The 23,260-nt window shown below is 70.9% G+C and carries 21 protein-coding genes; 9 read left to right on the plus strand and 12 right to left on the minus strand.

Annotated features, from left to right (window positions below; translation table 11 throughout):
* Nucleotides 1–2: 2 nt before the first annotated feature.
* The gene (gene iolC / locus ABZ865_RS27190) at nt 3–953 is read right to left on the minus strand and encodes a 5-dehydro-2-deoxygluconokinase (protein WP_361235560.1); all 951 of its coding nucleotides are present in this window, start codon (nt 951–953) and stop codon (nt 3–5) included.
* Between the two features lie 167 nt (nt 954–1,120).
* On the opposite strand from iolC, the gene ABZ865_RS27195 reads away from it, so the two are divergent.
* From ABZ865_RS27195 to ABZ865_RS27205, 3 genes are all read left to right on the plus strand, one after another.
* Nucleotides 1,121–2,035, plus strand: coding sequence for a sugar phosphate isomerase/epimerase (locus ABZ865_RS27195; RefSeq protein WP_361235563.1), 915 nt, complete (start codon nt 1,121–1,123; stop codon nt 2,033–2,035).
* A gap of 290 nt (nt 2,036–2,325) precedes the next feature.
* Nucleotides 2,326–2,526, plus strand: a complete 201-nt coding sequence (locus tag ABZ865_RS27200) for a MerR family transcriptional regulator (RefSeq protein ID WP_100826341.1) — start codon at nt 2,326–2,328, stop codon at nt 2,524–2,526.
* Nucleotides 2,527–2,589: 63 nt separating this feature from the next.
* Complete coding sequence (locus ABZ865_RS27205) at nt 2,590–3,153, plus strand: GNAT family protein (protein WP_361235566.1); 564 nt, start codon at nt 2,590–2,592, stop codon at nt 3,151–3,153.
* Here the strand turns inward: ABZ865_RS27205 and ABZ865_RS27210 are convergent.
* Together ABZ865_RS27210 and ABZ865_RS27215 are read right to left on the minus strand one after the other, a co-directional pair.
* Nucleotides 3,134–4,177, minus strand: a complete 1,044-nt coding sequence (locus ABZ865_RS27210; protein WP_361235569.1) for a zinc-dependent alcohol dehydrogenase family protein — start codon at nt 4,175–4,177, stop codon at nt 3,134–3,136. The genes ABZ865_RS27205 and ABZ865_RS27210 overlap by 20 nt on opposite strands.
* 32 nt (nt 4,178–4,209) lie before the next feature.
* Nucleotides 4,210–6,465, minus strand: coding sequence for an MMPL family transporter (locus ABZ865_RS27215; protein WP_361235572.1), 2,256 nt, complete (start codon nt 6,463–6,465; stop codon nt 4,210–4,212).
* Between the two features lie 160 nt (nt 6,466–6,625).
* On the opposite strand from ABZ865_RS27215, the gene ABZ865_RS27220 reads away from it, so the two are divergent.
* The 4 genes from ABZ865_RS27220 to ABZ865_RS27235 all read left to right on the plus strand — a co-directional run bounded on the left by ABZ865_RS27220 (nt 6,626) and on the right by ABZ865_RS27235 (nt 11,015).
* Nucleotides 6,626–7,264 carry a TetR family transcriptional regulator gene (locus ABZ865_RS27220; protein ID WP_361235575.1) on the plus strand — a complete coding sequence of 213 codons (639 nt, stop codon included), beginning with the start codon at nt 6,626–6,628 and terminating at the stop codon, nt 7,262–7,264.
* A gap of 121 nt (nt 7,265–7,385) precedes the next feature.
* A complete protein-coding gene (locus ABZ865_RS27225; RefSeq protein ID WP_361235578.1) occupies nt 7,386–8,360 on the plus strand; it encodes a PrsW family intramembrane metalloprotease in 975 nt (324 codons plus the stop codon).
* A 72-nt stretch (nt 8,361–8,432) separates the two neighbouring features.
* Nucleotides 8,433–8,672, plus strand: a complete 240-nt coding sequence (locus ABZ865_RS27230) for a heavy-metal-associated domain-containing protein (RefSeq protein WP_361235581.1) — start codon at nt 8,433–8,435, stop codon at nt 8,670–8,672.
* Between the two features lie 87 nt (nt 8,673–8,759).
* Nucleotides 8,760–11,015 carry a heavy metal translocating P-type ATPase gene (locus tag ABZ865_RS27235; protein WP_361235584.1) on the plus strand — a complete coding sequence of 752 codons (2,256 nt, stop codon included), beginning with the start codon at nt 8,760–8,762 and terminating at the stop codon, nt 11,013–11,015.
* Nucleotides 11,016–11,651: 636 nt separating this feature from the next.
* On the opposite strand, the gene ABZ865_RS27240 is transcribed toward ABZ865_RS27235, so the two are convergent.
* From ABZ865_RS27240 to ABZ865_RS27255, 4 genes are all read right to left on the minus strand, one after another.
* Nucleotides 11,652–12,941 carry a citrate synthase gene (locus ABZ865_RS27240; protein ID WP_361235587.1) on the minus strand — a complete coding sequence of 430 codons (1,290 nt, stop codon included), beginning with the start codon at nt 12,939–12,941 and terminating at the stop codon, nt 11,652–11,654.
* Nucleotides 12,942–13,182: 241 nt separating this feature from the next.
* Nucleotides 13,183–15,441: an ATP-dependent RecD-like DNA helicase gene (locus ABZ865_RS27245; protein WP_361235590.1), complete on the minus strand. Its 2,259-nt coding sequence runs from the start codon at nt 15,439–15,441 to the stop codon at nt 13,183–13,185.
* Between the two features lie 33 nt (nt 15,442–15,474).
* The gene (locus ABZ865_RS27250) at nt 15,475–15,666 is read right to left on the minus strand and encodes a DUF397 domain-containing protein (RefSeq protein WP_361236342.1); all 192 of its coding nucleotides are present in this window, start codon (nt 15,664–15,666) and stop codon (nt 15,475–15,477) included.
* 7 nt (nt 15,667–15,673) lie between these two features.
* Nucleotides 15,674–16,510 carry a helix-turn-helix transcriptional regulator gene (locus ABZ865_RS27255; protein ID WP_361235593.1) on the minus strand — a complete coding sequence of 279 codons (837 nt, stop codon included), beginning with the start codon at nt 16,508–16,510 and terminating at the stop codon, nt 15,674–15,676.
* A 166-nt stretch (nt 16,511–16,676) separates the two neighbouring features.
* On the opposite strand from ABZ865_RS27255, the gene ABZ865_RS27260 reads away from it, so the two are divergent.
* Nucleotides 16,677–17,081 carry an ATP-binding protein gene (locus ABZ865_RS27260; protein WP_361235596.1) on the plus strand — a complete coding sequence of 135 codons (405 nt, stop codon included), beginning with the start codon at nt 16,677–16,679 and terminating at the stop codon, nt 17,079–17,081.
* A 51-nt stretch (nt 17,082–17,132) separates the two neighbouring features.
* Entirely contained in the window at nt 17,133–18,038 is a 906-nt protein-coding gene (locus ABZ865_RS27265; protein ID WP_361235599.1) for a ribokinase, read from the plus strand.
* A gap of 103 nt (nt 18,039–18,141) precedes the next feature.
* Here the strand turns inward: ABZ865_RS27265 and ABZ865_RS27270 are convergent, their stop codons facing one another.
* The 5 genes from ABZ865_RS27270 to ABZ865_RS27290 all read right to left on the minus strand — a co-directional run bounded on the left by ABZ865_RS27270 (nt 18,142) and on the right by ABZ865_RS27290 (nt 23,226).
* Nucleotides 18,142–19,380, minus strand: coding sequence for a hypothetical protein (locus ABZ865_RS27270; protein WP_361235602.1), 1,239 nt, complete (start codon nt 19,378–19,380; stop codon nt 18,142–18,144).
* Nucleotides 19,381–19,548: 168 nt separating this feature from the next.
* Nucleotides 19,549–20,070, minus strand: coding sequence for a hypothetical protein (locus ABZ865_RS27275; protein ID WP_361235605.1), 522 nt, complete (start codon nt 20,068–20,070; stop codon nt 19,549–19,551).
* Between the two features lie 5 nt (nt 20,071–20,075).
* Nucleotides 20,076–20,915 (minus strand): sugar phosphate isomerase/epimerase family protein, encoded by an 840-nt coding sequence (locus ABZ865_RS27280; RefSeq protein ID WP_361235608.1) that lies wholly within the window; start codon nt 20,913–20,915, stop codon nt 20,076–20,078.
* Nucleotides 20,912–22,078, minus strand: a complete 1,167-nt coding sequence (locus ABZ865_RS27285; protein ID WP_361235611.1) for a dihydrodipicolinate synthase family protein — start codon at nt 22,076–22,078, stop codon at nt 20,912–20,914. Before ABZ865_RS27285 ends, ABZ865_RS27280 begins: the two co-directional genes overlap by 4 nt.
* Complete coding sequence (locus ABZ865_RS27290; RefSeq protein ID WP_361235615.1) at nt 22,075–23,226, minus strand: Gfo/Idh/MocA family oxidoreductase; 1,152 nt, start codon at nt 23,224–23,226, stop codon at nt 22,075–22,077. Before ABZ865_RS27290 ends, ABZ865_RS27285 begins: the two co-directional genes overlap by 4 nt.
* Nucleotides 23,227–23,260: the final 34 nt, after the last annotated feature.

Below are 23,260 nucleotides of genomic sequence, written 5' to 3' on the forward strand. Positions count from 1 at the left end.
CCTCACAGCACCGCTCCGGCGTCGAGCGCGGCGGCCACCTCGTCGGGGGTGGGCATCGCGGAGGAGCACTCCAGGCGGGAGGCGACGATGGCGCCGGCCGCGTTGGCGTACCGCATGATCGTCTCCAGGTCCCAGCCTTCGAGGAGGCCGTGACAGAGGGAGCCGCCGAAGGCGTCACCGGCGCCGAGGCCGTTGAGGACGTTCACCGGGAGCGGCGGCACCTCGGCGGACTCGCCCGCGCTGTTCACGGCGAGCACGCCCTTGGGTCCCTGCTTGACGACGGCGATCTCGACCCCGGCGGCGAGGAGCGCGCGGGCGGCGGCATGGGGTTCGCGCAGCCCGGTGGCGACCTCCACCTCGTCCAGGTTGCCGACGGCCACGGTGGTGTGGCGCAGCGCCTCGGCGTAGAAGGGGCGGGCGGACTCCGGGTCCCGCCAGAACATGGGCCGCCAGTCGAGGTCGAAGACGGTCGTACCCGACTTGGCCCGGTGGGCGAGGGCCGCGAGGGTCGCCGTGCGGCTCGGCTCCTCGCTCAGGCCGGTGCCGGTGACCCAGAAGATGCGGGCGTCCCGGATGGCGTCCAGGTCCAGGCCGTCGGCGTCGATCTCCAGGTCGGGGGCCTTGGGCTGCCGGTAGAAGTAGAGCGGGAAGTCGTCCGGCGGGAAGACCTCGCAGAAGGTGACCGGCGTGGGCAGGCCGGTGACCGGGGTGACCCAGCGGTCGTCGACGCCGAAGCCGCGCAGGGCCTCGTGCAGATAGACGCCGAACGGGTCATCGCCCGTGCGGGTGATCACGGCGGTGTCCCGGCCGAGCCGGGCCGCGGCGACCGCGACGTTCGTCGCCGAGCCGCCGAGGAACTTGCCGAAGGACGACACCTGGGCGAGCGGGACTCCGGTCTGCAACGGGTAGAGGTCCACTCCGATCCGCCCCATGGTGATCAGGTCGTACGCCATCGGCTTCCCTTCTGCGCGCTGCCCGGTTCGCTCTCCGGCGCGCCGCTACGGCTCACGCGGCTCTCCCCCGGCTTTCTAGTCCTGCCCGCCGACCCCTGTCAATATTTTGTCCGGACATTCGGACCAGCTCTTGACACCGCTTTCCGGAGCCCCGCACGCTGACCGGCATGACGTCGCTGTCACCCTCCTCACTCTCCCGTATCCAGATCGGATCGGCGCCCGACTCCTGGGGCGTGTGGTTCCCCGACGACCCCCGGCAGGTCCCCTGGCGACGCTTCCTCGACGAGGTGGCGGACTCCGGCTACGAGTGGATCGAGCTGGGCCCCTACGGCTATCTGCCGACCGACCCGGCCGTGCTCGCCGAGGAGACCGCCCGGCGTGGCCTGAAGGTGTCGGCCGGCACCGTCTTCACCGGCCTGCACCACGGCGAGCCCGTCTGGGACAAGACCTGGGCGCACGTCTCCGACATCGCCGCCCTCACCCAGGCGATGGGTGCCCGCCACCTGGTCGTCATCCCCTCCTTCTGGCGGGACGACAAGACCGGCCAGGTGCTGGAGCCCTCCGAGCTCACGCCCGAACAGTGGCGCAATCTGACCGCGCTGACCGAACGGCTGGGGCGGGAGGTGCGGGAGCGGTACGGCCTGACGATCGTCGTCCACCCGCACGCCGACACCCACATCGACAGCGAGGAGAACGTCACCCGCTTCCTGGACGGCACCGACTCCGACCTGGTGTCGCTGTGCCTGGACACCGGGCACTACGCCTACTGCGGCGGGGACAGCGTCAAGCTGATCGAGACCTACGGCGAGCGGATCGGCTATCTGCACCTGAAGCAGGTGGACCCGGAGATCCTGGCCGACGTCCGGGCCAAGGGCACGCCGTTCGGTCCGGCCGTCGCGCAGGGCGTGATGTGCGAACCGCCCTCCGGGGTGCCCGAGTTGGGACCGGTGCTGGAGGCGGCGCAGCGGCTGGGCGTCGATCTGTTCGCGATCGTCGAGCAGGACATGTACCCCTGCGAGCCGGACGCACCACTGCCGATCGCCCGGCGGACCCGGGCTTTCCTGCGGTCCTGCGGGGCGTAGGGCTCACGGGGACGGGACGCCCCACCGGGCTTGGGCGCGCACCCGGCGGGGCGTAGGGGCGCACTCGGAGGCGTAGGGGCTCTTTTCGGCAGGCGTGTCACAAATACGACGCTCTTGTCACAGGTGTCACGCATACGCGGCCCCTGCGTCACACCCGATCGACAGCCGCTTTCCCACGGTCACTCTGTGTCGTTCACCGGACACAGGCTTGGTGATCGCCAGCGCAGCGCCCGGCTCCCTCGACGGCCGTTCCCGGTCGCCGCCGCGGCGCACGCAGGGAGGTGCAACGCATGACCGACCGAAGGCTCTGGTCGTACAAGGAGATCGCGGCGCACATCCGGGTGCAGCCCGACACCGTACGGTCCTACCGCAAGCACGGCCTGCTGCCTCCGCCCGACCACGTGGAAGGCGGCAAGCCCTACTGGTACGCCGACACCGTCCGCGCCTGGGTCGCCTCCCGGCCGGGCAACCGGGGTCGCCGAGGGGACTGACCTGCACCGCACCTCCCGGAAAAGCAGCTGTGCCCCACCTGCCGCGTGGGGCACAGTCGTCGCATGAGCTTCTCCGTCAAACCCGTTCTGACCGGCCGGAAGACCGTCCTGCGGCCCTTCACCGAGGCCGACGCCGACGTCATGTCGGAGATCATCGCCGACCCCGAGGTCCTCCGCTTCACGTATGAGCCGTCCAACGAGCTCACCCTGGAACGGCTGCAATCCTGGTACGGCTCCCGTGCCACCGCCCCCGACCGTCTCGACCTGGCCGTCACCGACCCCGCGACCGGCGAGCTCCTCGGCGAGGTCGTCCTGAACGAGTACGACCCGGCCGCCCGCAGCTGCACCTTCCGCACGCTCATCGGCCCCCGGGGCCGCGGCCGCGGCATCGGCACCGAGGCGACCCGGCTGATCGTCGGCCACGGCTTCGGGGAACTCGGCCTGCACCGCATCGAGTTGGGCGCCTACGCCGACAACCGCCGGGCCCTGCACGTCTACGAGAAGGTCGGATTCATGGTCGAGGGGGTACGGCGCGAGGTGCAGCGGCGGGACGGCGAGTGGGCCGACGAAGTGATCATGGCGATCCTCGACCGCGAGTGGGCCGCGCTCAGCTCCAGGGCTCGATGACCGTCACGCCCGCCCCGGGCGTCGTGCCCAGCGCCGCGAGGGCGGCCGGGGCCGCGTCGAGCGGGATCGTCCGCGTCACCAGCAGGTCGGGGCGCAGCACCCCGGACCGCACCAGCTCCAGCATTCCCGGGTAGGCGTGGGCGGCCATGCCGTGGCTGCCGAGGAGTTCGAGTTCCAGGGCGATGGCGCGGGCCAGCGGGACGGAGGTGGTGCCGTCGGCCGAGGGCAGCAGGCCGACCTGGACGTGCCGGCCCCGGCGGCGCAGGGACTCGACGGATGACGCGCAGGTGACGGGCGAGCCGAGGGCGTCGAGAGAGAGGTGGGCACCCCCGCCGGTCAGCTCCCGGACGGCGGCGGCCGTGTCGGGCACGCCGCTCGCGTCCACGCACTCGGCCGCCCCGAACTTCCGCGCCAGGTCGAGGGCCTGGGGCGACACGTCGACGGCGACCACGCGCGCCCCCGAGGCCGCCGCGATCATCACCGCCGACAGTCCGACCCCGCCGCAGCCGTGCACCGCGACCCACTCCCCCGCCGCGACCCGGCCCTGCTGCACCACCGCGCGGAAGGCGGTGGCGAAGCGGCAGCCGAGGGCGGCGGCGGTGGCGTACGCCATCCCGTCCGGGATCGCGACCAGGTTCACGTCTGCGTGGTCCAGGGCCACGAACTGGGCGAAGGAGCCCCAGTGGTGGAAGCCGGGCTGGGTCTGGCGCTCGCACACCTGCTGGTCGCCGGCCGCGCAGGACGGGCAGCCGCCGCAGGCGCAGACGAACGGCACGGTGACCCGGTCACCGGGCCGCCAGCCGGTCACCCGGGCGCCCACCGCCTCGACGACACCGGCGAGTTCGTGCCCCGGCACGTGCGGCAGCGTGATGTCCGGGTCATGGCCCATCCAGCCGTGCCAGTCGCTGCGGCAGAGGCCGGTCGCCTCGACGCGGACCACGACCCCGTGCTCGGCGGGCTCCGGGTCGGGCACCTCCCGCACCTCGGCCGGCTCCCCGTACTTCTCGAACACCACGGCTCTCATGGGCCCCAGCTTCCCAGCCCCCCCCCCGCCGTTCACACCGTCGCGGTCTCCTTCTCCTCCTTGTCCTCGTCCTTGCCCTCACCCTTGCCCTCGTCCTCCTCGGCGGGCGCGGCCGGCTCGCCCTCGCTCAGTCCGAACCGTTCGTGGAAGCGGCGCAGCGGTGCCGGGGCCCACCAGGTGGCGCGGCCCGTGAGCCGCATGATCGCGGGGACCAGCAGGCTGCGGACGACCATCGCGTCCATCAGGACCGCGAGGGCGATGCCGAGGCCGAGCATCTTGGTGTTGGTCACCCGGGAGGTGCCGATGGCGACCATCACCACCGCGAGGATGACCGCCGCCGCGGTGATCAGACCGCCGGTGCGCTGCAGCCCGTGGCGGACCGCCTCGTTGTGATCGCCGGTGCGGTCGTACTCCTCCTTGATGCGGGAGAGCAGGAACACTCCGTAGTCCATGGAGAGGCCGAAGGCCACGCAGAACATCAGGACGGGCAGGGTGGTCTCGATGGAGCCGGGGCTGGTGAAGCCGAGCGCGCCGGAGAGGTGGCCGTCCTGGAAGACCCAGACGACCGCGCCGAACATCGCCGTCAGGCTGAGCGCGTTGAGCACCACCGCCTGCAGGGGTATCAGCACGCTGCCGGTGAGCAGGAAGACCAGCAGCAGGGTGACGACCGCGATGAACGCGCCCGCCCAGGGCAGCCGTTCACCTATCGCGTGCTTGGAGTCGACCAGGACGGCGGCCGTGCCGGTCACCTTGGTGTCGAAGGGGGTCTTCAGCGAGCGCAGGTCGCCGACCAGGCGCTGGGCGTCGGGGTCCACTGCCTCGCCCCTGGGCTGCACCGTGAAGTAGGCCGCGTCGCCCCTGACCAGGGGGCCGTCGATCCGGACCACCTCGGGCAGGGCGGCCACCCGCTGCTTGTAGTCGGCGTACTGGGCCTCGGTGGCCCTGCCCTCGGCGAGCACCTCCAGACCGCCGCCGGGGGTGCCCGGGAAGCCGTCCCGGATGTGCTGCTGCACCACGTGCGACTCGGCGCCCGAGGGCAGCTGGCGGTCGTCGGCGGTGCCGAACTTCACGCCCAGGAAGGGCAGTCCGAGGATCACCAGCAGGGCGCTGGTGCCGAGGGCGAAGAGCGGGGCACGGCGCATGACGAGCGAGGCGGTCCTGGCCCAGGCGGTGCCCTCGGCGCCGGTGGCCTTCGGGGCGCGGCCTCGGCGGAACAGGCGCCGCAGGTCGAGGGAGTTGACCCGGTGGCCCAGCAGGATCAGGGCCGCCGGGAGCAGGATCAGGGCGGCGGCCGCGGCGAGCAGGACCACGGCGATGCCGGCGTAGGCGAAGGACCGCAGGAAGTACTGCGGGAAGAGCATCATGGCGGCCAGCGACACCGCGACGGTGAGGGCGGAGAACAGCACCGTGCGTCCGGCCGTGCGCAGTGTCGTACCGACGGCGGTCAACGGGCGGGCGCCGGTGGACAGTTCCTCGCGGTAGCGGCGGACGATGAACAGGGCGTAGTCGATGGCGAGGCCCAGGCCGAGGGCCGTGGTGAGGTTCAGCGCGAAGACGGAGACGTCGGTGAAGGTCGTCAGGCCGCGCAGCACCGCGTTGGTGCCGAGGATGGCGACGATGCCGATGCCCAGCGGGAGCAGGGCCGCGATCGCGCTGCCGAAGACCATCACCAGCAGCACCAGGGTGATCGGCAGGGCGATCATCTCGGCGCGGGTCAGGTCCTCCTTGATGATCGTCTGCATCTCGTGCCGGACCGCGACGATGCCGCCGATCCTCACCTGGACCGGGCCGTGCGTGCCCCGGTAGTGGGGCGTGATGCGGTCCAGGGTCCGGCCCATCGCGTTCTCGTCGCCGGTGATGCGGGCGGCGATCAGCGCCTCGTGGCCGTCCGTGGCGCGCAGGCCGGGCGACTTGGTCCCCCAGTAGGAGCCGACGCCGGTCACGCCGTGCTCGGCGGCCAGCCGCCGGGTCAGGTCGCGGGCCTCGGCGGCGACCGCGGGGTCGTCGACCGAGGCGCGGCCGGAGTCGACCAGGAGCAGCAGGTTGGGCTGGGAGTCGGGGAACTCGCGCTCCAGCGCCTTGGTCGCGTACGTGGACTCGGCGGCCGGGTCCTCCCAGCCGCCGCTGCCCAGATGGTCCGCGACGCCGCCGCCGGCCAGCACGGCGAGCGCGGTGAGCACCAGGGCCACGAGCAGCGACAGGCGGGGCCGGGCGGTCACGAATCGGGTCCAGCCACCGGGCCGGGGTGGTCCGTCCCCCGTGCGCGCAGCCTTGTTGACTTCGGTCATCGTGCGGTGTCCCCTTCACCGTGACCCATGTCTGTACAGGCAGGCAGCATGGATCGGTCATTGCCATAAACTGGCAAACACGAGAGATCGCTCGCGTTTCTCAAGAATGCGAGCGACCACTCGCGTTTGTCAATCGCCTCCGAAGGGCTGGGGATAACCGGTGTCCGACACCGCCGACAAGGAGCAGCCGCGCCGCCGGCAGGCGCGCGGCGAACGCCGTATCGAGCAGCTCCTGGAGGCCGCCGCCCAGGTCTTCTGTGCCACGGGCTACACCGCGGCCAGCACCAACGCCATCGCCCGCGAGGCGGGCGTCTCGCCCGGCACGCTCTACCAGTTCTTCCCGAACAAGGAAGCGATCGCCATCGAGCTGGGCGACCGGCTGATGCACCGGATGCGGGAGACCTACGGCGAGGCCCTCGCCCCGGTCGACCCGGCCACTCCGCTGGAGGAGGCGGTCGGCGCGGCCGTCGACCGGTTCATGGCGTTCAACACCGAGCACCCGGTCTTCTTCGCGCTGATGCACGGCCCCGACATGCCCGGCGGGATCACCGAGTCGCACGACCAGCTGCACGCGACCCTGATCGGCCGCGTCGAGGACCTGCTCGCCTCCCTGCTGCCCGAGACCGCGCCGGCCGACCTCACGCGCACGGCCCACGTCTGCCTCGGGATCTACAAGGCCGGCCTGGAGTTGGTCCTCGCCCACGAGGGCGCCGAGCGCGAGGCCTACGTCCAGGAGGTCAAGAACGTGCTGGTCCGCTACCTGGATCCGCTGGTGGGCGACCGGCTCGGACACTGCTGACCCGACGGGCCGTTCCGGACCGCGGCAACGGGATGTCCCGGACTGCGACAAAGGGCGCGTCTGCATAGGGTGCGGGATGAATCGCCCAGCAGGAGTCCGAGGAGCCCGAGGGGGACCCGACGTGACCCACTCTCCGCCGCCCGGCGCGCCCAGGGCCCGCATCCCCGGCCCGCAGCAGCCCCCGCCGCCGTACCCGCGCATCGGGGCGGGCCTGTGGAGACGCTGCCTGGGCGGCGGGCTCGCCCTGTGGGCGCTGACCGCGCTGGCGACGTACGTGACGGCGGACACCGCGCCGCTGCCGATCCTGATCCTGCTGGGCGCCTTCCTGGTTCCCGTCGCCTTCGTGCTCTGGGCGTACGAACGGCACGGCCGGGACCTGGGCGTCAGCGCGATCCTCGGCTGCTTCCTGGCCGGCGGCACGCTCGGCGTGCTCGGCGCGTCGGCGATGGAGTCGTACCTGCTCCGCCCCTCCCTCGGGATGTTCGTCGGCGTCGGGCTGATCGAGGAGGCGGCCAAGCTCGGCGCGCTGGTGTTCGCGCTGCGCCGGCAGCCGGCCATCCGCGGCAGGCGGGCCGGGCTGGTGCTGGGCGCGGCCGTCGGCCTCGGCTTCGCCGCGCTGGAGAGCGCCGGGTACGCCTTCGACGCGGCGGTCACCGCCCACGGCACCGACCTGCGGGCGCTGCTGGAGACGGAGTTCCTGCGGGGCCTGCTCGCGCCCTTCGGGCACGGCCTGTGGACGGCGATCACGGGCTGCGTCCTGCTCTCCCACCGCCGGGCGAGCGGGCGCTTCCGCTTCCCCCCGCCGGTGATCGCCACCTGTGTGGCCGTCGCCCTGCTGCACGCCCTGTGGGACTCCACGCACGGCCTCGCGCTGTGGCTGGTGGCCCGGCTGACCGGCGCCGACGCGGGTGCGGTGCTGTTCGCGCAGGGGTACCTCGCCCGGCCCAGTGCCGTACAGGGGCACCTGTTCGCGCTGTTCTCGCTCGGCGGCCTGGTGCTCGTCGCTCTGCTCGGCGTCGGCTGGGTGCGGTCGCTGGCCCATCGGGACGGGCACCGGGACGCGCGCCGTGGCGCCTCTTGGCGTCATACCCCCTAGGGGTATAGTGTGAGAGGCACGGGGTTCCACCGTGGAACCATCGACCCCACACGCCCCGACGAGGAGAACGACATGAGCGCCCAGACCGACACCCCGGGCTCCGTCACCACCGTCTACAAGGTGAGCGGCATGAGCTGCGGCCACTGCGAGGGCTCCGTCTCCGCCGAGATCTCCCAGATCCCCGGCGTCAGCTCGGTGAAGGCCGTCGCGTCGACCGGTGAGGTGACCGTCGTCTCCGCGGCCCCGCTCGACGGCGAGGCCGTCCGCGCCGCCGTCGACGAGGCGGGCTACGAGCTGACCGGCCAGGCCTGAGAAGCACGCACCCTCTTCCCCGACCGGGCCGCGCCGACCAGCTGATACTGGATCCGTGCGGTCCGGTCCGATGTCTGGAGTCCGGACATGACCAGCACCACCGCAGAGACGCCCATAACCGCGGGTACGACCGGTACGACCTCCGAGGTCGAGCTGGTCATCGGCGGCATGACCTGCGCCTCCTGCGCCGCCCGGGTCGAGAAGAAGCTCAACCGCATGGACGGCGTGAGCGCGACCGTGAACTTCGCGACGGAGAAGGCGAAGGTCAGCTACCCCGAGGGCGTCCAGGTCGCCGACCTGATCGCCACCGTGGTGAAGACCGGCTACACCGCCGAGGAACCCGCGCCGCCGCGGCCCGAACCCGAGGCCGGCCCGGACACGCCCGGGCCGGACCCCGAACTCGCCGCCCTGCGCCACCGCCTGCTCGTCTCCGCCCTGCTCGCGGCCCCCGTCGTGCTGCTCGCCATGATTCCCGCGCTCCAGTTCGACAACTGGCAGTGGCTCTCGCTCACCCTCGCCGCGCCCGTCGTCGTCTGGGGCGGATGGCCCTTCCACCGCGCCGCCTGGACCAACGCCCGGCACGGCGCCGCCACCATGGACACGCTGGTGTCGGTCGGCACGCTGGCCGCGTTCGGCTGGTCGCTGTGGGCCCTGTTCTTCGGTGACGCGGGCATGCCCGGCATGCGCCACGCCTTCCGGTTCACCGTCTCCCGCGCGGACGGCGCCTCCACCATCTACCTGGAGGTCGCTGCCGGAGTGGTCGCGCTGATCCTCCTCGGCCGCTATCTGGAGGCCCGCTCCAAGCGCCGCGCGGGCGCGGCCCTGCGCGCCCTGATGGAACTGGGTGCCAAGGACGTCGCCGTGCTGCGGGCGGAGCGCGAGGTGCGGGTGCCGGTGGCCTCGCTGGCGGTCGGCGACCGGTTCGTCGTACGGCCCGGCGAGAAGATCGCCACCGACGGGACCGTGGTCGAGGGCGTCTCCGCGGTGGACGCGTCCATGCTGACCGGCGAGTCGGTGCCGGTGGACGTCGGTCCCGGCACCCAGGTCACCGGCGCCACCGTGAACGCCGGCGGGCGGCTGGTCGTCGAGGCGACCCGGGTCGGCGCGGACACCCAGCTCGCCCGGATGGCGAGGCTGGTGGAGGACGCGCAGAACGGCAAGGCCGAGGTGCAGCGGCTCGCCGACCGGATCTCCGCCGTCTTCGTGCCCGTCGTCATCCTCATCGCGACCGCCACCTTCGGCGTCTGGCTCGGCGCCACCGGGGACAGCGTCGCCGCGTTCACGGCCGCCGTCGCCGTCCTGATCATCGCCTGCCCCTGTGCGCTGGGCCTCGCCACGCCGACCGCGCTGATGGTCGGCACCGGCCGGGGCGCCCAGCTCGGCATCCTGATCAAGGGCCCCGAGGTGCTGGAGTCCACGCGCCGCGTCGACACCGTCGTCCTGGACAAGACCGGCACCGTCACCACCGGCCGGATGACCCTCCAGGACGTGTACGTCGCCGACGGCGAGGACGAGAAGGAGCTGCTGCGCCTCGCCGGCGCCCTGGAGCACGCCTCCGAGCACCCCGTCGCCCGGGCCATCGCCACGGGCGCCGAGGAGCGCGCCGGGACCCTGCCGCCCGTCGAGGACTTCGAGAACGTTCCCGGGCGGGGCGTTCGCGGGCGCGTGGAGGGCCACGAGGTGGCCGTCGGCCGGCTCTACGAGGGCCTGCCCGAGGAACTGGCCGCCGCCCGCACCCGGGCCGAGCAGGAGGGCCGTACGGCCGTCGTGGTCGGCTGGGACGGCACGGCCCGCGGGGTCCTCGCGGTGGCCGACGCGGTCAAGGAGACCAGCGCCGAGGCCGTGCGCGAGCTGCGCGCGCTGGGGCTCACGCCGGTCCTGCTGACCGGGGACAACCGGACGGTCGCCGAGGCGGTCGCGCGGGCCGTCGGCATCGACGAGGTGATCGCCGAGGTGCTCCCCGAGGACAAGGTGGACGTCGTACGACGACTGCGGGACGAGGGGCGGACCGTGGCCATGGTCGGCGACGGCGTCAACGACGCGGCCGCGCTCGCCACCGCCGACCTGGGCCTGGCCATGGGCACCGGCACGGACGCGGCGATCGAGGCGAGCGACCTGACGCTGGTGCGCGGGGACCTGCGGGTGGCCGGTGACGCGATACGGCTCTCCCGGCGCACCCTCGCCACCATCAAGGGCAACCTGGTGTGGGCGTTCGGCTACAACGTGGCCGCGCTGCCGCTGGCCGCGGCGGGCCTGCTGAACCCGATGATCGCGGGCGCGGCGATGGCCTTCTCCTCGGTGTTCGTGGTGACCAACAGCCTGCGGCTGCGCCGCTTCCGCTGAAGTCGCCCGGGGTTACCGGGGGTTCGCCCGCGTTGAAGTAAGAGTCCCTCTAGAGTCGGACGCGAGCCTCACATAAGCTCTTCACAAGGCTCGCGCATCATCCTTACGCTTGGGGCTCGATCGGTGTATCGGGGCTCTTGCGCACTTAAGGGACATATGCAAGAGACGCAGATCACAGTGATGCGAACGTAACCATCGAAGGGGTTCGAAGGTCTAAGTTGGCGATGTCAGCCCAGCGTCTTGGGGGGCGCTGACTGGCATCTGGGGATGTCTTGGGGGACTTCCTCAGAGATGCGTTGCCGGGACACGTACACCGGGAAGCTTTGAGCGGCCCTCCCAGCGTGCGCTGTCCCGGCAGATCGCACCGCATCACTGGAGCACGGCGGGCACGGTCCGTCGTGCTCAGACAGCGAATTCAGGCGCTGTCCTCTCCGAGCGCCCGGCCGGATCCCGTGGGGGGAATCCGTACCGGGACATGGGAAGGCGCCCTGGTCGTCGGCCCGTGGGGGGACTGGCGACTCAGGGCGCCTTCTGTCTTTGCCTACTGCTGCCTGCTCGGCGTTCAGGGCTCTGCCTGCTACTGCCTGCCCGGCATTCAGGGCCTGCCCAGTGGGCAGGCCCTCGCGCTCAGTGCGCTCAGCGCTCCTCGACCGGCACGAAGTCGCGCTCCACGACACCCGTGTAGATCTGGCGCGGACGCCCGATACGGGAACCCGGCTCCTTGATCATCTCGTGCCACTGGGCGATCCAGCCCGGCAGCCGGCCGAGGGCGAACAGGACCGTGAACATCTCGGTCGGGAAGCCCATGGCCCGGTAGATCAGGCCCGTGTAGAAGTCGACGTTCGGGTAGAGGTTGCGCGAGACGAAGTAGTCGTCGGAGAGCGCGTGCTCCTCCAGCTTCAGCGCGATGTCCAGCAGATCGTCGGACTTGCCGAGGGCGGAGAGGACGTCGTGCGCGGCGGCCTTGATGATCTTGGCGCGCGGGTCGAAGCTCTTGTAGACCCGGTGGCCGAAGCCCATCAGGCGGACGCCGTCCTCCTTGTTCTTCACCTTGCGGATGAAGGAGTCGACGTCACCGCCGGTCGCCTGGATGCCCTCCAGCATCTCCAGGACGGACTGGTTGGCGCCGCCGTGCAGGGGGCCCCAGAGGGCGGAGATGCCGGCGGAGATCGACGCGAACATGTTCGCCTGCGACGAGCCGACCAGGCGGACCGTCGACGTCGAACAGTTCTGCTCGTGGTCCGCGTGCAGGATCAGCAGCTTGTCGAGCGCGGAGACGACGACCGGGTCCAGCTCGTACTCCTGCGCCGGGACCGAGAAGGTCATGCGGAGGAAGTTCTCGACGTAGCCGAGGTCGTTGCGCGGGTAGACGAACGGGTGACCGATCGACTTCTTGTACGCGTAGGCGGCGATCGTCGGAAGCTTGGCGAGCAGACGGATCGTCGAGAGGTTGCGCTGCTTCTCGTCGAACGGGTTGTGGCTGTCCTGGTAGAAGGTGGACAGCGCCGAGACCACCGACGACAGCATGGCCATCGGGTGGGCGTCGCGCGGGAAGCCCTTGTAGAAGTTCTTGACGTCCTCATGCAGCAGGGTGTGCTGCGTGATGTCGTTCTTGAACGTCGTCAGCTCGTCGACGGTCGGCAGCTCACCGTTGATCAGCAGGTAGGCCACCTCCAGGAAGGTGGAGCGCTCGGCCAGCTGCTCGATCGGGTAGCCGCGGTAGCGGAGGATGCCCGCCTCGCCGTCGAGGTAGGTGATGGCGGATTTATAGGCGGCCGTGTTGCCGTAACCGCTGTCCAGAGTCACCAGACCGGTCTGGGCGCGGAGCTTCCCGATGTCGAAGCCCTTGTCGCCGACGGTGCTGTCGACCACCGGGTAGGTGTACTCGCCGTCGCCGTACCGCAGTACTACAGAGTTGTCGCTCACGTCTTCCCTCACCGACGTAGTGCCTCATCTTCGAGGTGCCCTGACTGTCTCTACCATCCCCCATTTGGCTCAGGAGAGTGCACTCGGGGTCGACCATTGGGCTCATCGGCGGCACTCAGTGCCGCCAACCTGCTCATCCTGCCCCCTTACGGGGGTATCTGGAAGTGCTCTGTGACCTTCATGACTCATTTGATCGATCATTTTTTATGAGGCAGGGGTGACGCCCGCGGCCAGCGGCTGGTCAGCGGCCCGCGAGCCTGAAGTCGAGGGCCGTGCACCGGCGTCCGGCCGACACCGTGCGTACCGCCTGCCCGATCGCTTTGCGTGAACCGACGAGGACGACCAGTCGTCTGGCCCGGGTGACCGCCGTGTACAGCAGGTTCCGCTGGAGCATCATCCATGCTCCCGTGGTGACGGGAATCACCACCGCTGGATATTCACTTCCCTGCGAGCGGTGGATCGTCACCGCGTAAGCGTGGGCCAGTTCGTCCAGTTCGTCGAATTCGTACGGAACCTCCTCGTCCTCGTCCGTCAGCACCGTCAGGCGCTGGTCGACCGGGTCGAGCGAGGTGACCACGCCCACGGTGCCGTTGAAGACACCGTTCTTCCCCTTCTCGTAATTGTTGCGAATCTGGGTGACCTTGTCGCCGACACGGAAGACCCGGCCGCCGAACCGCTTCTCCGGCAGGTCGGGCCGGCCGGGCGTGATGGCCTGCTGAAGCAGTCCGTTGAGGGTGCCGGCACCGGCCGGGCCGCGGTGCATCGGCGCGAGCACCTGCACGTCCCGGCGCGGGTCGAGCCCGAACCTGGCCGGAATCCGGCGTGCGGCCACGTCCACGGTGAGCCGGCCCGCCTCCTCCGTGTCGTCCTCGACGAAGAGGAAGAAGTCCTTCATGCCGTCGGTGAGCGGGTGCTGCCCGGCGTTGATGCGGTGCGCGTTGGTGACGACACCGGACTGCTGGGCCTGCCGGAACACCCGGGTGAGCCGGACGGCGGGAATGGGGCCGCCGTCCGCGAGCAGGTCCCTGAGCACCTCCCCCGCGCCGACGCTGGGCAGCTGGTCGACATCCCCGACGAAGAGGAGATGGGCGCCCGGCGGCACCGCCTTGACCAGCTTGTTCGCAAGCAGCAGATCCAACATGGACGCCTCGTCGACCACGACCAGATCGGCATCCAGCGGGCGGTCCCTGTCGTAGGCCGCGTCGCCGCCGGGCTTCAGCTCCAGCAGCCGGTGCACGGTGGAGGCCTCGGCGCCGGTCAGCTCGGCCAGCCGCTTGGCCGCCCGCCCGGTGGGCGCGGCGAGCAGCACCTTGGCCTGCTTGGCCCGGGCCAGCTCCACGATCGAGCGGACCGTGAAGGACTTGCCGCAGCCGGGGCCGCCGGTGAGCACGGCCACCTTCTCGGTCAGCGCGAGCCGTACGGCGGCCTCCTGCTCGGGCGCGAGATCGGCACCGGTGCGGGATCTCAGCCAGCCGAGCGCCTTGCCCCAGTCGACGTCCCGGAACGCCGGCATCCGGTCCTCCTCCGTCCGCAGCAGGCGCAGCAGCTGGGCGGATAGGGACAGCTCAGCGCGGTGGAAGGGGATGAGGTAGACGGCGGTGACGGGCTCGTCGCCGCCGTCGTCCGGCCCGGGCACCTTCTCCCGTACGACCCCTGGCTCCTCGCCCTCCTCCCCCGGCTCGGCCAGCTCGGCGAGGCACTCGATGACCAGCCCGGTGTCGACCTGGAGCAGCTTGACCGCGTCGGCGATCAGCCGCTCCTCGGGCAGGAAGCAGTGGCCCTGGTCGGCGGACTGCGACAGCGCGTACTGCAGGCCCGCCTTCACGCGCTGCGGACTGTCGTGCGGGATCCCGACGCTCTGGGCGATCTTGTCCGCGGTGAGGAACCCGATGCCCCATACGTCGGCGGCGAGCCGGTACGGCTGGTTCTTCACGACCGAGATGGACGCGTCCCCGTACTTCTTGTAGATGCGCACGGCGATGGAGGTGGACACCTCCACCGTCTGCAGGAAGAGCATGACCTCCTTGATCGCCTTCTGCTCCTCCCAGGCGTCGGCGATCTTCTTCGTCCGCTTGGGCCCGAGCCCCGGCACCTCGACGAGCCGCTTGGGCTCCTCCTCGATGATCCTGAGGGTGTCCACGCCGAAGTGCTGGGTGATCCGGTCGGCGAAGACCGGTCCGATGCCCTTGACCAGCCCGGATCCCAGGTAACGCCGGATGCCCTGGACGGTGGCGGGCAGGACGGTCGTGTAGTTCTCCACGTGGAACTGCTTGCCGTACTGGGGATGGGACCCCCAGCGCCCCTCCATGCGCAGGGACTCCCCCACCTGGGCACCCAGCAGCGCGCCGACGACCGTGAGGAGGTCTCCGGCACCTCTTCCGGTGTCGACCCGGGCGACCGTGTAGCCGTTCTCCTCATTGGCGTACGTGATCCGTTCCAGCACGCCTTCGAGCACGGCGAGCCGTCGTTCGCCGGTCTGGGTCCCCGCCTGCTGAGCCATGCTCCGACGGTACAGGCGGGGTGTGACAGTGGGTTACCGCTCCGCCTTCTTCAGGGCTTCCAGGAAGGCGGTGAAGGCGGGCGCGGGGAAGGTGAGGGTGGCCCGGGCGGGGGCTTTGGAGTCGCGGAGGGATATGTGGGTGGGGGTGGTGGCGATCTCCACGCAAGCGTTGCCGTCGCCTTCACCCGAGTACGACGACTTCCGCCAGTTGTCGGGGGTGATCATGGGCACCTCACAGCTCCTTCGCCAGCCCGTGGATGAAGTCGCGAGACCGGTCCGGTTCGAGTGAAACAGCCTCCAGCTTACGGAAACGCGTTCGATAGGCATTGAGCTGAGCTTCAAAGTCGATGAGGACCGAGCCGTGGGGCGCGTCCCGCACCACCGTGTCCAGCTTCGGCAGGGCGCCGCCCACATACGTCATGGTGCTTGAGGCCCTGGTGAAGCCGTCCAGGTCAAAGGGGATGACACGCAGGGTGACGTGGTCGGCTTCGGAAAGTTCGAGAAGACGGGCCAGTTGTTCCTTCGACGCGGTGCGGTCGCTGACCCTGATCCGCAGCGCCGCCTCATGGATCACCGCCTCGTACGGAACGGTGTTCTGCTGGCGCCTCATTCGGTGGAGCACGCGCAACTCCGTTTCCTCAGCGGTGAGTTCCGGCACCCTGGAGGAGAAGACCGCGCGGGCGTAATCCTCGGTCTGCAACATGCCGGGTACGTACAGGATCGCCACCTCGTACAAGAACAAGGCATGGTGTTCCAGCTCGGCGAGGTCCAGGAACGAGTTGGGCAGCGAACCCCGGAACTCCTCCCACCAGCCGCGTGTCCGGTCCGTGGCGATCTCGATCAGGGCGTCAATCAACTCCGTGTCCGTGCAGGCGTAATGGGACGCGAGTCGGCGCAGTCGCTCTTCACTCACTCCGGTGAGCCCCGATTCGATGTGGCTCATCTGAACCCTGTTCGCCCCGAGCAGCGCCGCCGACTGGACGGCCGTGAGTCCGGCCGCCTCGCGGAGTCTGCGCAGTTCGACCCCCAGGCGCAACTGACGTGCTGTTGGTTCGCGCCTCTGGACCATGAGTTGCTTCTCCTCTTTCGGGGGGCGGACCGCACGATCAGCTTGCCACGGCTTACACGTTACCCCTACCGTCAGTGACGTACCGCACACGCAGCGGAAGTGCACCGTGGATGCGGCGATGCCACCGTGCGTGAAATCCACCCCACCTCACCGGAGTTGATGCCGCATGCCCGAAACCTGGGACTACACCCTCCACATCCCCAACGACCTCAGAGCCGTCACCATCTGTCGCCGCACCCTGCGCCTGATCCTCACCATGCACGGGCTCATCGGACTCGTGGACACCGCGGAGCTGCTCGCCGCAGAGCTGGTCTCGAACGCCGTACGGCACACCAAGGGGCCCGCCGCGCTCAGGGTGCGCCGGTCGCCGGAGGGCATGGTGTGGATCGGGGCGTGGGACGCCGACCCGGAACCACCGGATCCGCCAAGGCCGTTGGAGCAAGCGACGGAACTGGAGGAGGGGCGAGGGCTGGGCCTCGTGATGGCCTGCGCCGAATACTGGGGCTGGCAGCCCTCCGCCAGGTTCGGCAACCGGGGCAAGTACGTGTGGTGCGAGTTGGCCACGGCCTGAGTCCGCAGCCGCTACGGTCTGGGGACCGGCTGACGGGAGCGCAGTGCAGTGATGTTCGACTACGACCTCTTGGTCGTGGGTTCGGCCAACGCCGACCTGATGATCGACGTGGAGCGACGGCCGGCCGCAGGTGAGACGGTGCTCGGCAGCGACCTGGCCGTGCACCCGGGCGGCAAGGGTGCCAACCAGGCGGTCGCCGCCGCCCGGCTCGGTGCCCGTACGGCGCTGGTGGCCCGGGTCGGCGACGACGCGTACGGCAGGCTGCTGCTCGACTCCCTGCGCGCGGCCGGGGTCGACACGGTCGGGGTGCTCGTGGGTGAGACGGCGACGGGCGTGGCACTGATCACCGTGGACCCTTCGGGGGACAACAGCATCGTGGTGTCGCCGGGTGCCAACGCACACCTCACGCCCACCGACATCCGCGCGGCCGTCAGCGTGTTCCTCGCCTCCCGGGTGGTGTCCGCACAGCTGGAGATCCCGTTGGAGTCGGTCGTGGAGGTCGTACGGAATCTGGCGCCCGACAGCCGCTTCGTCCTCAACCCCTCCCCGCCGCGCCCGCTGCCGACCGAGGTGCTCGCGGCGTGCGACCCGCTGATCGTCAACGAGCACGAGGCCCGGGTGATCCTCGGCGACTCCTGTGTGAGCGAGGACCCCGAGGACTGGGCCCGGCTCCTGCTGGCCAAGGGCCCGCGCTCGGTGGTGGTGACGCTGGGTGCGGAGGGGGCGCTGGTGTGCGAATCCACCTCCGGTGTGACGCGGGTGCCGTCGGTGAAGGTCGACGCGGTGGACACCACCGGCGCGGGAGACGCCTTCGCCGCCGCCCTGGCCTGGAAGCTCGGCACGGGCACGCCCCTGCCCGACGCGGCGGCCTACGCGGCCCGGGTCGGCGCGGCTGCCGTGACGAAACGGGGCGCGCAGGAGTCGTACCCGACGGCGAAGGAAGTCGGCGCTTTGTGAAGACCCGCCGTGGCCCTCGCAGTGGCGGCGACGACGACGCGGTCCCCGGCGCCTGGCGGCACCGGGGACCGGGAGCGGAGGGCCCGCGCCGAGGCCGGCCGCTCTACCTGAACTTCCTGCTGGTCGCCAGGTACACCTGCTTGGCGTTGTCACCGAGGTGCGGGCCGCTGACGTAGGTCCTGCGGTCGCTCAGGGAGTTGTTGGAGACCAGGTACGTGCGGCCGTTGTGCGTCGTGAACCAGGGGCCGCCGGAGGCGCCGCCGTTCATCGTGCAGCCCATCATGTACTGCGCCGGGTACTTGCTCGGGTAGCTGTAGCCGAGCACGAGACGCTTGGTGGCGCCGCGGCAGTCGTACATCTTCGAGCCGTCGTAGGGCGCCTCGGCGGGGTAGCCGCGCAGCTTCAGGTTCTTGGCCTTGTTGGCCGCCGGCGCGCCGAACCACACCGGGAGCGCCGAACCGAGGCTCTCCTGAAGGGACTTGTGACCCTTCTCCGGCTTGACGTGCAGCACGGCGTAGTCGTACGCGTAGGCCACGGTGGCCTGGTGGGCGCCGCCCTTGATCCACGCCTGGGACGTGGTGGCCCAGTCGGCCCAGTAGATGCCGTACGGGGAGACCGACGAGGAGCGGGCGTTGCGGGTCGCCTGCTGGATGCCGTACCGGGCGCTGTTGTTGAACGACGGGATGAAGGCGATGTTGCGGTACCAGCCGCCGCCCTTGCCCGCGTGCACGCAGTGCCCGGCCGTCCACACCAGGTTGGACTTGCCGGGATGCGCCGGGTCGGTGACCACCGCGGCGGAGCACACCATGGATCCCTGGGGCGAGCTGAAGAACAGCTTGCCCACGGGCGGCGCGTAGTGGTGGTACGTCGCCGCGACCCGGGTGGCCGCCTTCCGCTTCACCAGGCCGTCGGGCGCGTACACCTTGGTGGTGCGGCCCGAGCCCGAGCTGATGCTGCTCGCCTCGGGGACCGCCGGCATATTGGCCTTCGCCTCGGCCAGCCGCTCGGGTGTCCAGAAGTCCTTGATGTACGGGTTGGCGAAGTCCTCGGCCTTGGACTTCCAGTTGCTGAAGTCCTTCCAGCCGCCGTCCTTCCACTTCTGCAGCGCATCACCGGTGAGCTCGGTGGGGACGCCGTCCGGCAGCTTGAAGCCGCCGATCGAGGTCCCGCCGCCTCCCTGGCCGGTGTCGGCACCCGGATCCTTCCGGTTCGCCCGGTCGGACGACGAGGCGGACGCCTTGCCCCCGTCGTTCGTGTTGCTGCCGCAGGCCGTGGCGGTCAGCATGACCGCGGCGATCACGGCGACAGCGGCCGTGACGCCGCGGCGGCGTATGAATGGCATGAAGCCAGTCCCCCTGTGAGTAATAGTTGTCATGCTCCGGCCCGGCCGGAACCTGCCCAACTATGCACCGCGGCGCGCACGCGCCCGTCATCGGGGGACGGGTCAATACACAACGGCTACCTGACGGCCACCGGTCGATGACATCTCGTCAGGCGACCTGCGGCAGGCTCACCCCGCCTCCCACGCCCCTGCCACCGCCCGGCTGAGGGCCCCGGGTGTCCGGGCTTTCAGTGGGACCAGCTGGGCGACCATGCGGCTCAGCCGGTCCTGGGCCGCGAGCCGGTGGACCTCGCCCTCCTGCACGGCGTGGGTCAGCAGGGCCTCGAGCAGCAGTACGTCGGTGGCGCGGTAGCGGTGGGGGTGGGTGGTGAAGCGGAGGATGAAGTCCTCGTACGGGTGGCGCAGGGTCATGTGCAGATAGCCGCTGCCATGGCCTTTCCAGGGACCCGGCAAACAGTCGCGCAGCCCGAACCCGTGGCCCTTGTGCGGGTACTTCGCGCCCAGCGTGAGGCGCACGCCCAGCATGATTCTGGACCAGGGGATCAGCAGCCCCTCGCCGCTCCGCTCGTGCTGGTACAGCCCGTCCTCGCGGAACTCCACCCGGAAGCCGTCCGGGCGCCGGGCATCCCCCAGCACCCAGCGGCCGTCGATCCGCTCCAGCGGGCCCAGCGAGGCGATCGTGTCGGTCATACCCCTTATTTGATCACGTGTGTGAGGAAACGGTCCGCCGTTTCCGCCAGCACCTCCCGGCCGTCCCGGGCCCACAACTCCTCGTTGAACAGCTCGACTTCGATCGGGCCGGTGTAGCCGGCGGCGTCCACGTGCCCCTTCCATTGCCGCAGGTCGATCGCGCCGTCGCCGACTTGGCCGCGGCCGGTGAGGACGCCCTCGGGGAGCGGGGTGGTCCAGTCGGCGAGCTGGAAGGTGTGGATGCGGCCCGCCGCGCCCGCGCGGGCGATCTGCTCGGGGGCGCGGTCGTCCCACCAGACGTGGTACGTGTCCACGGCCACGCCCACCTGGTGCGCGGGGAAGCGTTCCGCGAGGTCGAGGGCCTGGGCGAGGGTGGAGACCACGCAGCGGTCGGAGGCGTACATGGGGTGGAGGGGTTCGATGGCCAGGCGGACGCCCCGCTCGGCGGCGTACGGGGCGAGGACGGACAGCGCGTCGGCGATGCGCTCTCGAGCGCCGTGCATGTCCTTGCTGCCGATGGGGAGCCCGCCGGAGACCAGGACCAGGGTGTCGGTGCCGAGCGTGGCGGCCTCGTCGATGGCCGCGTGGTTGTCGCCGAGTGCCTCGGCCCGCTCGACGGGGTCGGTCGCCGTGAGGAAGCCGCCCCGGCACAGGGTGGTGACGGTGAGGCCCGCGTCGCGTACGAGCCCGGCGGCCGCCTCCACGCCGTAGGCCTGTACGGGTTCCCGCCACAGGCCGACTCCCCGGACTCCCAACTCCACGCAGGCTATGACAAGTTCGGGGAGGGACAGCTGCCTGACCGTCATCTGGTTGATGGAGAAGCGTGCGAGGTCCGGATTGTTCACTGGTCCACCCCGTGGAGCGACAGAAGGTTCTTCATGCGTTCCTCGGCCAGTTTCGGGTCCGGGAACAGGCCCAGGCCGTCGGCGAGTTCGTAGGCGCGGGCGAGATGCGGGAGGGAGCGGGCCGACTGGAGGCCGCCGACCATCGTGAAGTGGGACTGGTGGCCGGCCAGCCAGGCGAGGAGGACGACTCCCGTCTTGTAGAAGCGGGTGGGGGGCTCGAAGAGGTGGCGGGAGAGGGGGACGGTCGGGTCCAGCAGGTCCCGGAAGCCCGCCCCGTCACCCGCGTCCAGCACCCGTACCGCCTCCGCCGCCAGCGGGCCCAGCGGGTCGAAGATGCCGAGCAGGGCGTGGCTGAAGCCCTGTTCGTCGCCCGCGATCAGCTCGGGGTAGTGGAAGTCGTCGCCGGTGTAGCAGCGGACGCCGCGCGGCAGCCGCCGCCTGAGGTCGATCTCGCGCCGGGCGTCCAGGAGGGAGATCTTGACGCCGTCGACCTTGTCGGGGTGCGCGGCGACGACCTGGAGGAACGTCTCGGTGGCCGCGTCCAGGTCCGCTGAGCCCCAGTAGCCCTCCAGCGCGGGGTCGAACATCGGGCCCAGCCAGTGCAGGATCACGGGCTCGGCGGACTGGCGGAGGAGATGGCCGTAGAGCTCCAGGTAGTCCTCGGGGCCGTGCGCGGCGGCCGCGAGGGCCCTGGACGCCATGAGGATCGGCTGGGCGCCCGCCTCCTCGACGACCGTCAGCTGCTCCTCGTACGCCGCCCGGATCCCGGCGAGGGTCCCGCCCGTGAGCTGGTCGGTGCCCACCCCGCAGGCGATCCGGCCGCCGACCGCCCTGGCCTCCGCCGCGCTCCGCCGGATCAGCTCGGCCGCGACCGCCCAGTCCAGGCCCATCCCGCGCTGCGCGGTGTCCATCGCCTCGGCCACGCCGAGCCCGTGGGACCACAGGTGGCGGCGGAAGGCGAGGGTGGCGTCCCAGTCGACGGCGGCGGGCGCGCCGGGGGACGCATCGGCGGGGGACACATCGGCGTACGGGTCGGCCACGACGTGCGCCGCCGAGAAGACCGTACGGGAGGTGAAGGGGGCGCCGGGGGAAACGGCCGGCGGATCGGGGCGGGGTTCGTACGTCCGCAAGGTGCCGTCGGCGGAGGGGAGTCGGATGGTCACAGGGCGATCTCCGGTACGGCGATACGGCGTCCCTCGGCCGAGGACCTCAGGCCCAGCTCGGCGAGCTGGACACCACGGGCGCCGGCCAGGAGGTCCCAGCGGTAGGGGGCGTCGGCGTGGACGTGCTTGAGGAACAGCTCCCACTGGGCCTTGAAGCCGTTGTCGAAGTCCCCGTTGTCCGGGACCTCCTGCCACTGGTCGCGGAAGGCCTCGGTGACGGGGATGTCGGGGTTCCAGACCGGCTTGGGGGTGGCCGAGCGGTGCTGGACCCGGCAGCGCCGCAGACCCGCGACCGCCGATCCCTCCGTCCCGTCCACCTGGAACTCGACCAGTTCGTCACGGTGGACGCGCACCGCCCAGGAGGAGTTGATCTGGGCGATCGCGCCGCCTTCGAGCTCGAAGACGCCGTAGGCGGCGTCGTCCGCCGTCGCGTCGTAGGGCTTGCCGTGCTCGTCCCAGCGCTGCGGGAGGTGGGTGGTGGCCAGGGCCTGCACGGAGGTCACGCGGCCGAACAGCTCGTGGAGCACGTACTCCCAGTGCGGGAACATGTCGACGACGATGCCGCCGCCGTCCTCGGCGCGGTAGTTCCAGGAAGGGCGCTGGGCGGGCTGCCAGTCGCCCTCGAAGACCCAGTAGCCGAACTCCCCCCGGACGGACAGGATCCGGCCGAAGAAGCCGCCGTCGATCAGCCGCTTCAGCTTGAGCAGGCCGGGGAGGAAGATCTTGTCCTGGACGACGCCGTGCTTGACGCCCTTCTCCCGGGCCAGCCGCGCGAGTTCGAGGGCGCCGTCGAGGCCGGTGGCGGTGGGCTTCTCGGTGTAGACGTGCTTGCCGGCCGCGATCGCCTTCCGGAGCGCGTCCTCGCGGGCGGAGGTCACCTGGGCGTCGAAGTAGATGTCGACCGTGTCGTCGGCGAGGACGGCGTCCAGGTCCGTCGACCAGTGTTCCAGGCCGTGCCGTTCGGCGATCTCCCGGAGGGCGTGCTCACGGCGGCCGAGCAGGAGGGGCTCGGGCCACAGCACGGTGCCGTCGCCGAGGTCGAGGCCGCCCTGGTCGCGCAGGGCGAGGATCGAGCGGACGAGGTGCTGGCGGTGGCCCATGCGCCCGGTCACGCCGTTCATGGCGATACGCACCGTCTTGCGTGTCACGTCAGTCCTCTCGCGTAGGCTGGTGCAGCAAGCG

The sequence above is a fragment of the Streptomyces sp. NPDC047085 genome (assembly GCF_040643735.1).
GTDB lineage: Bacteria > Actinomycetota > Actinomycetes > Streptomycetales > Streptomycetaceae > Streptomyces.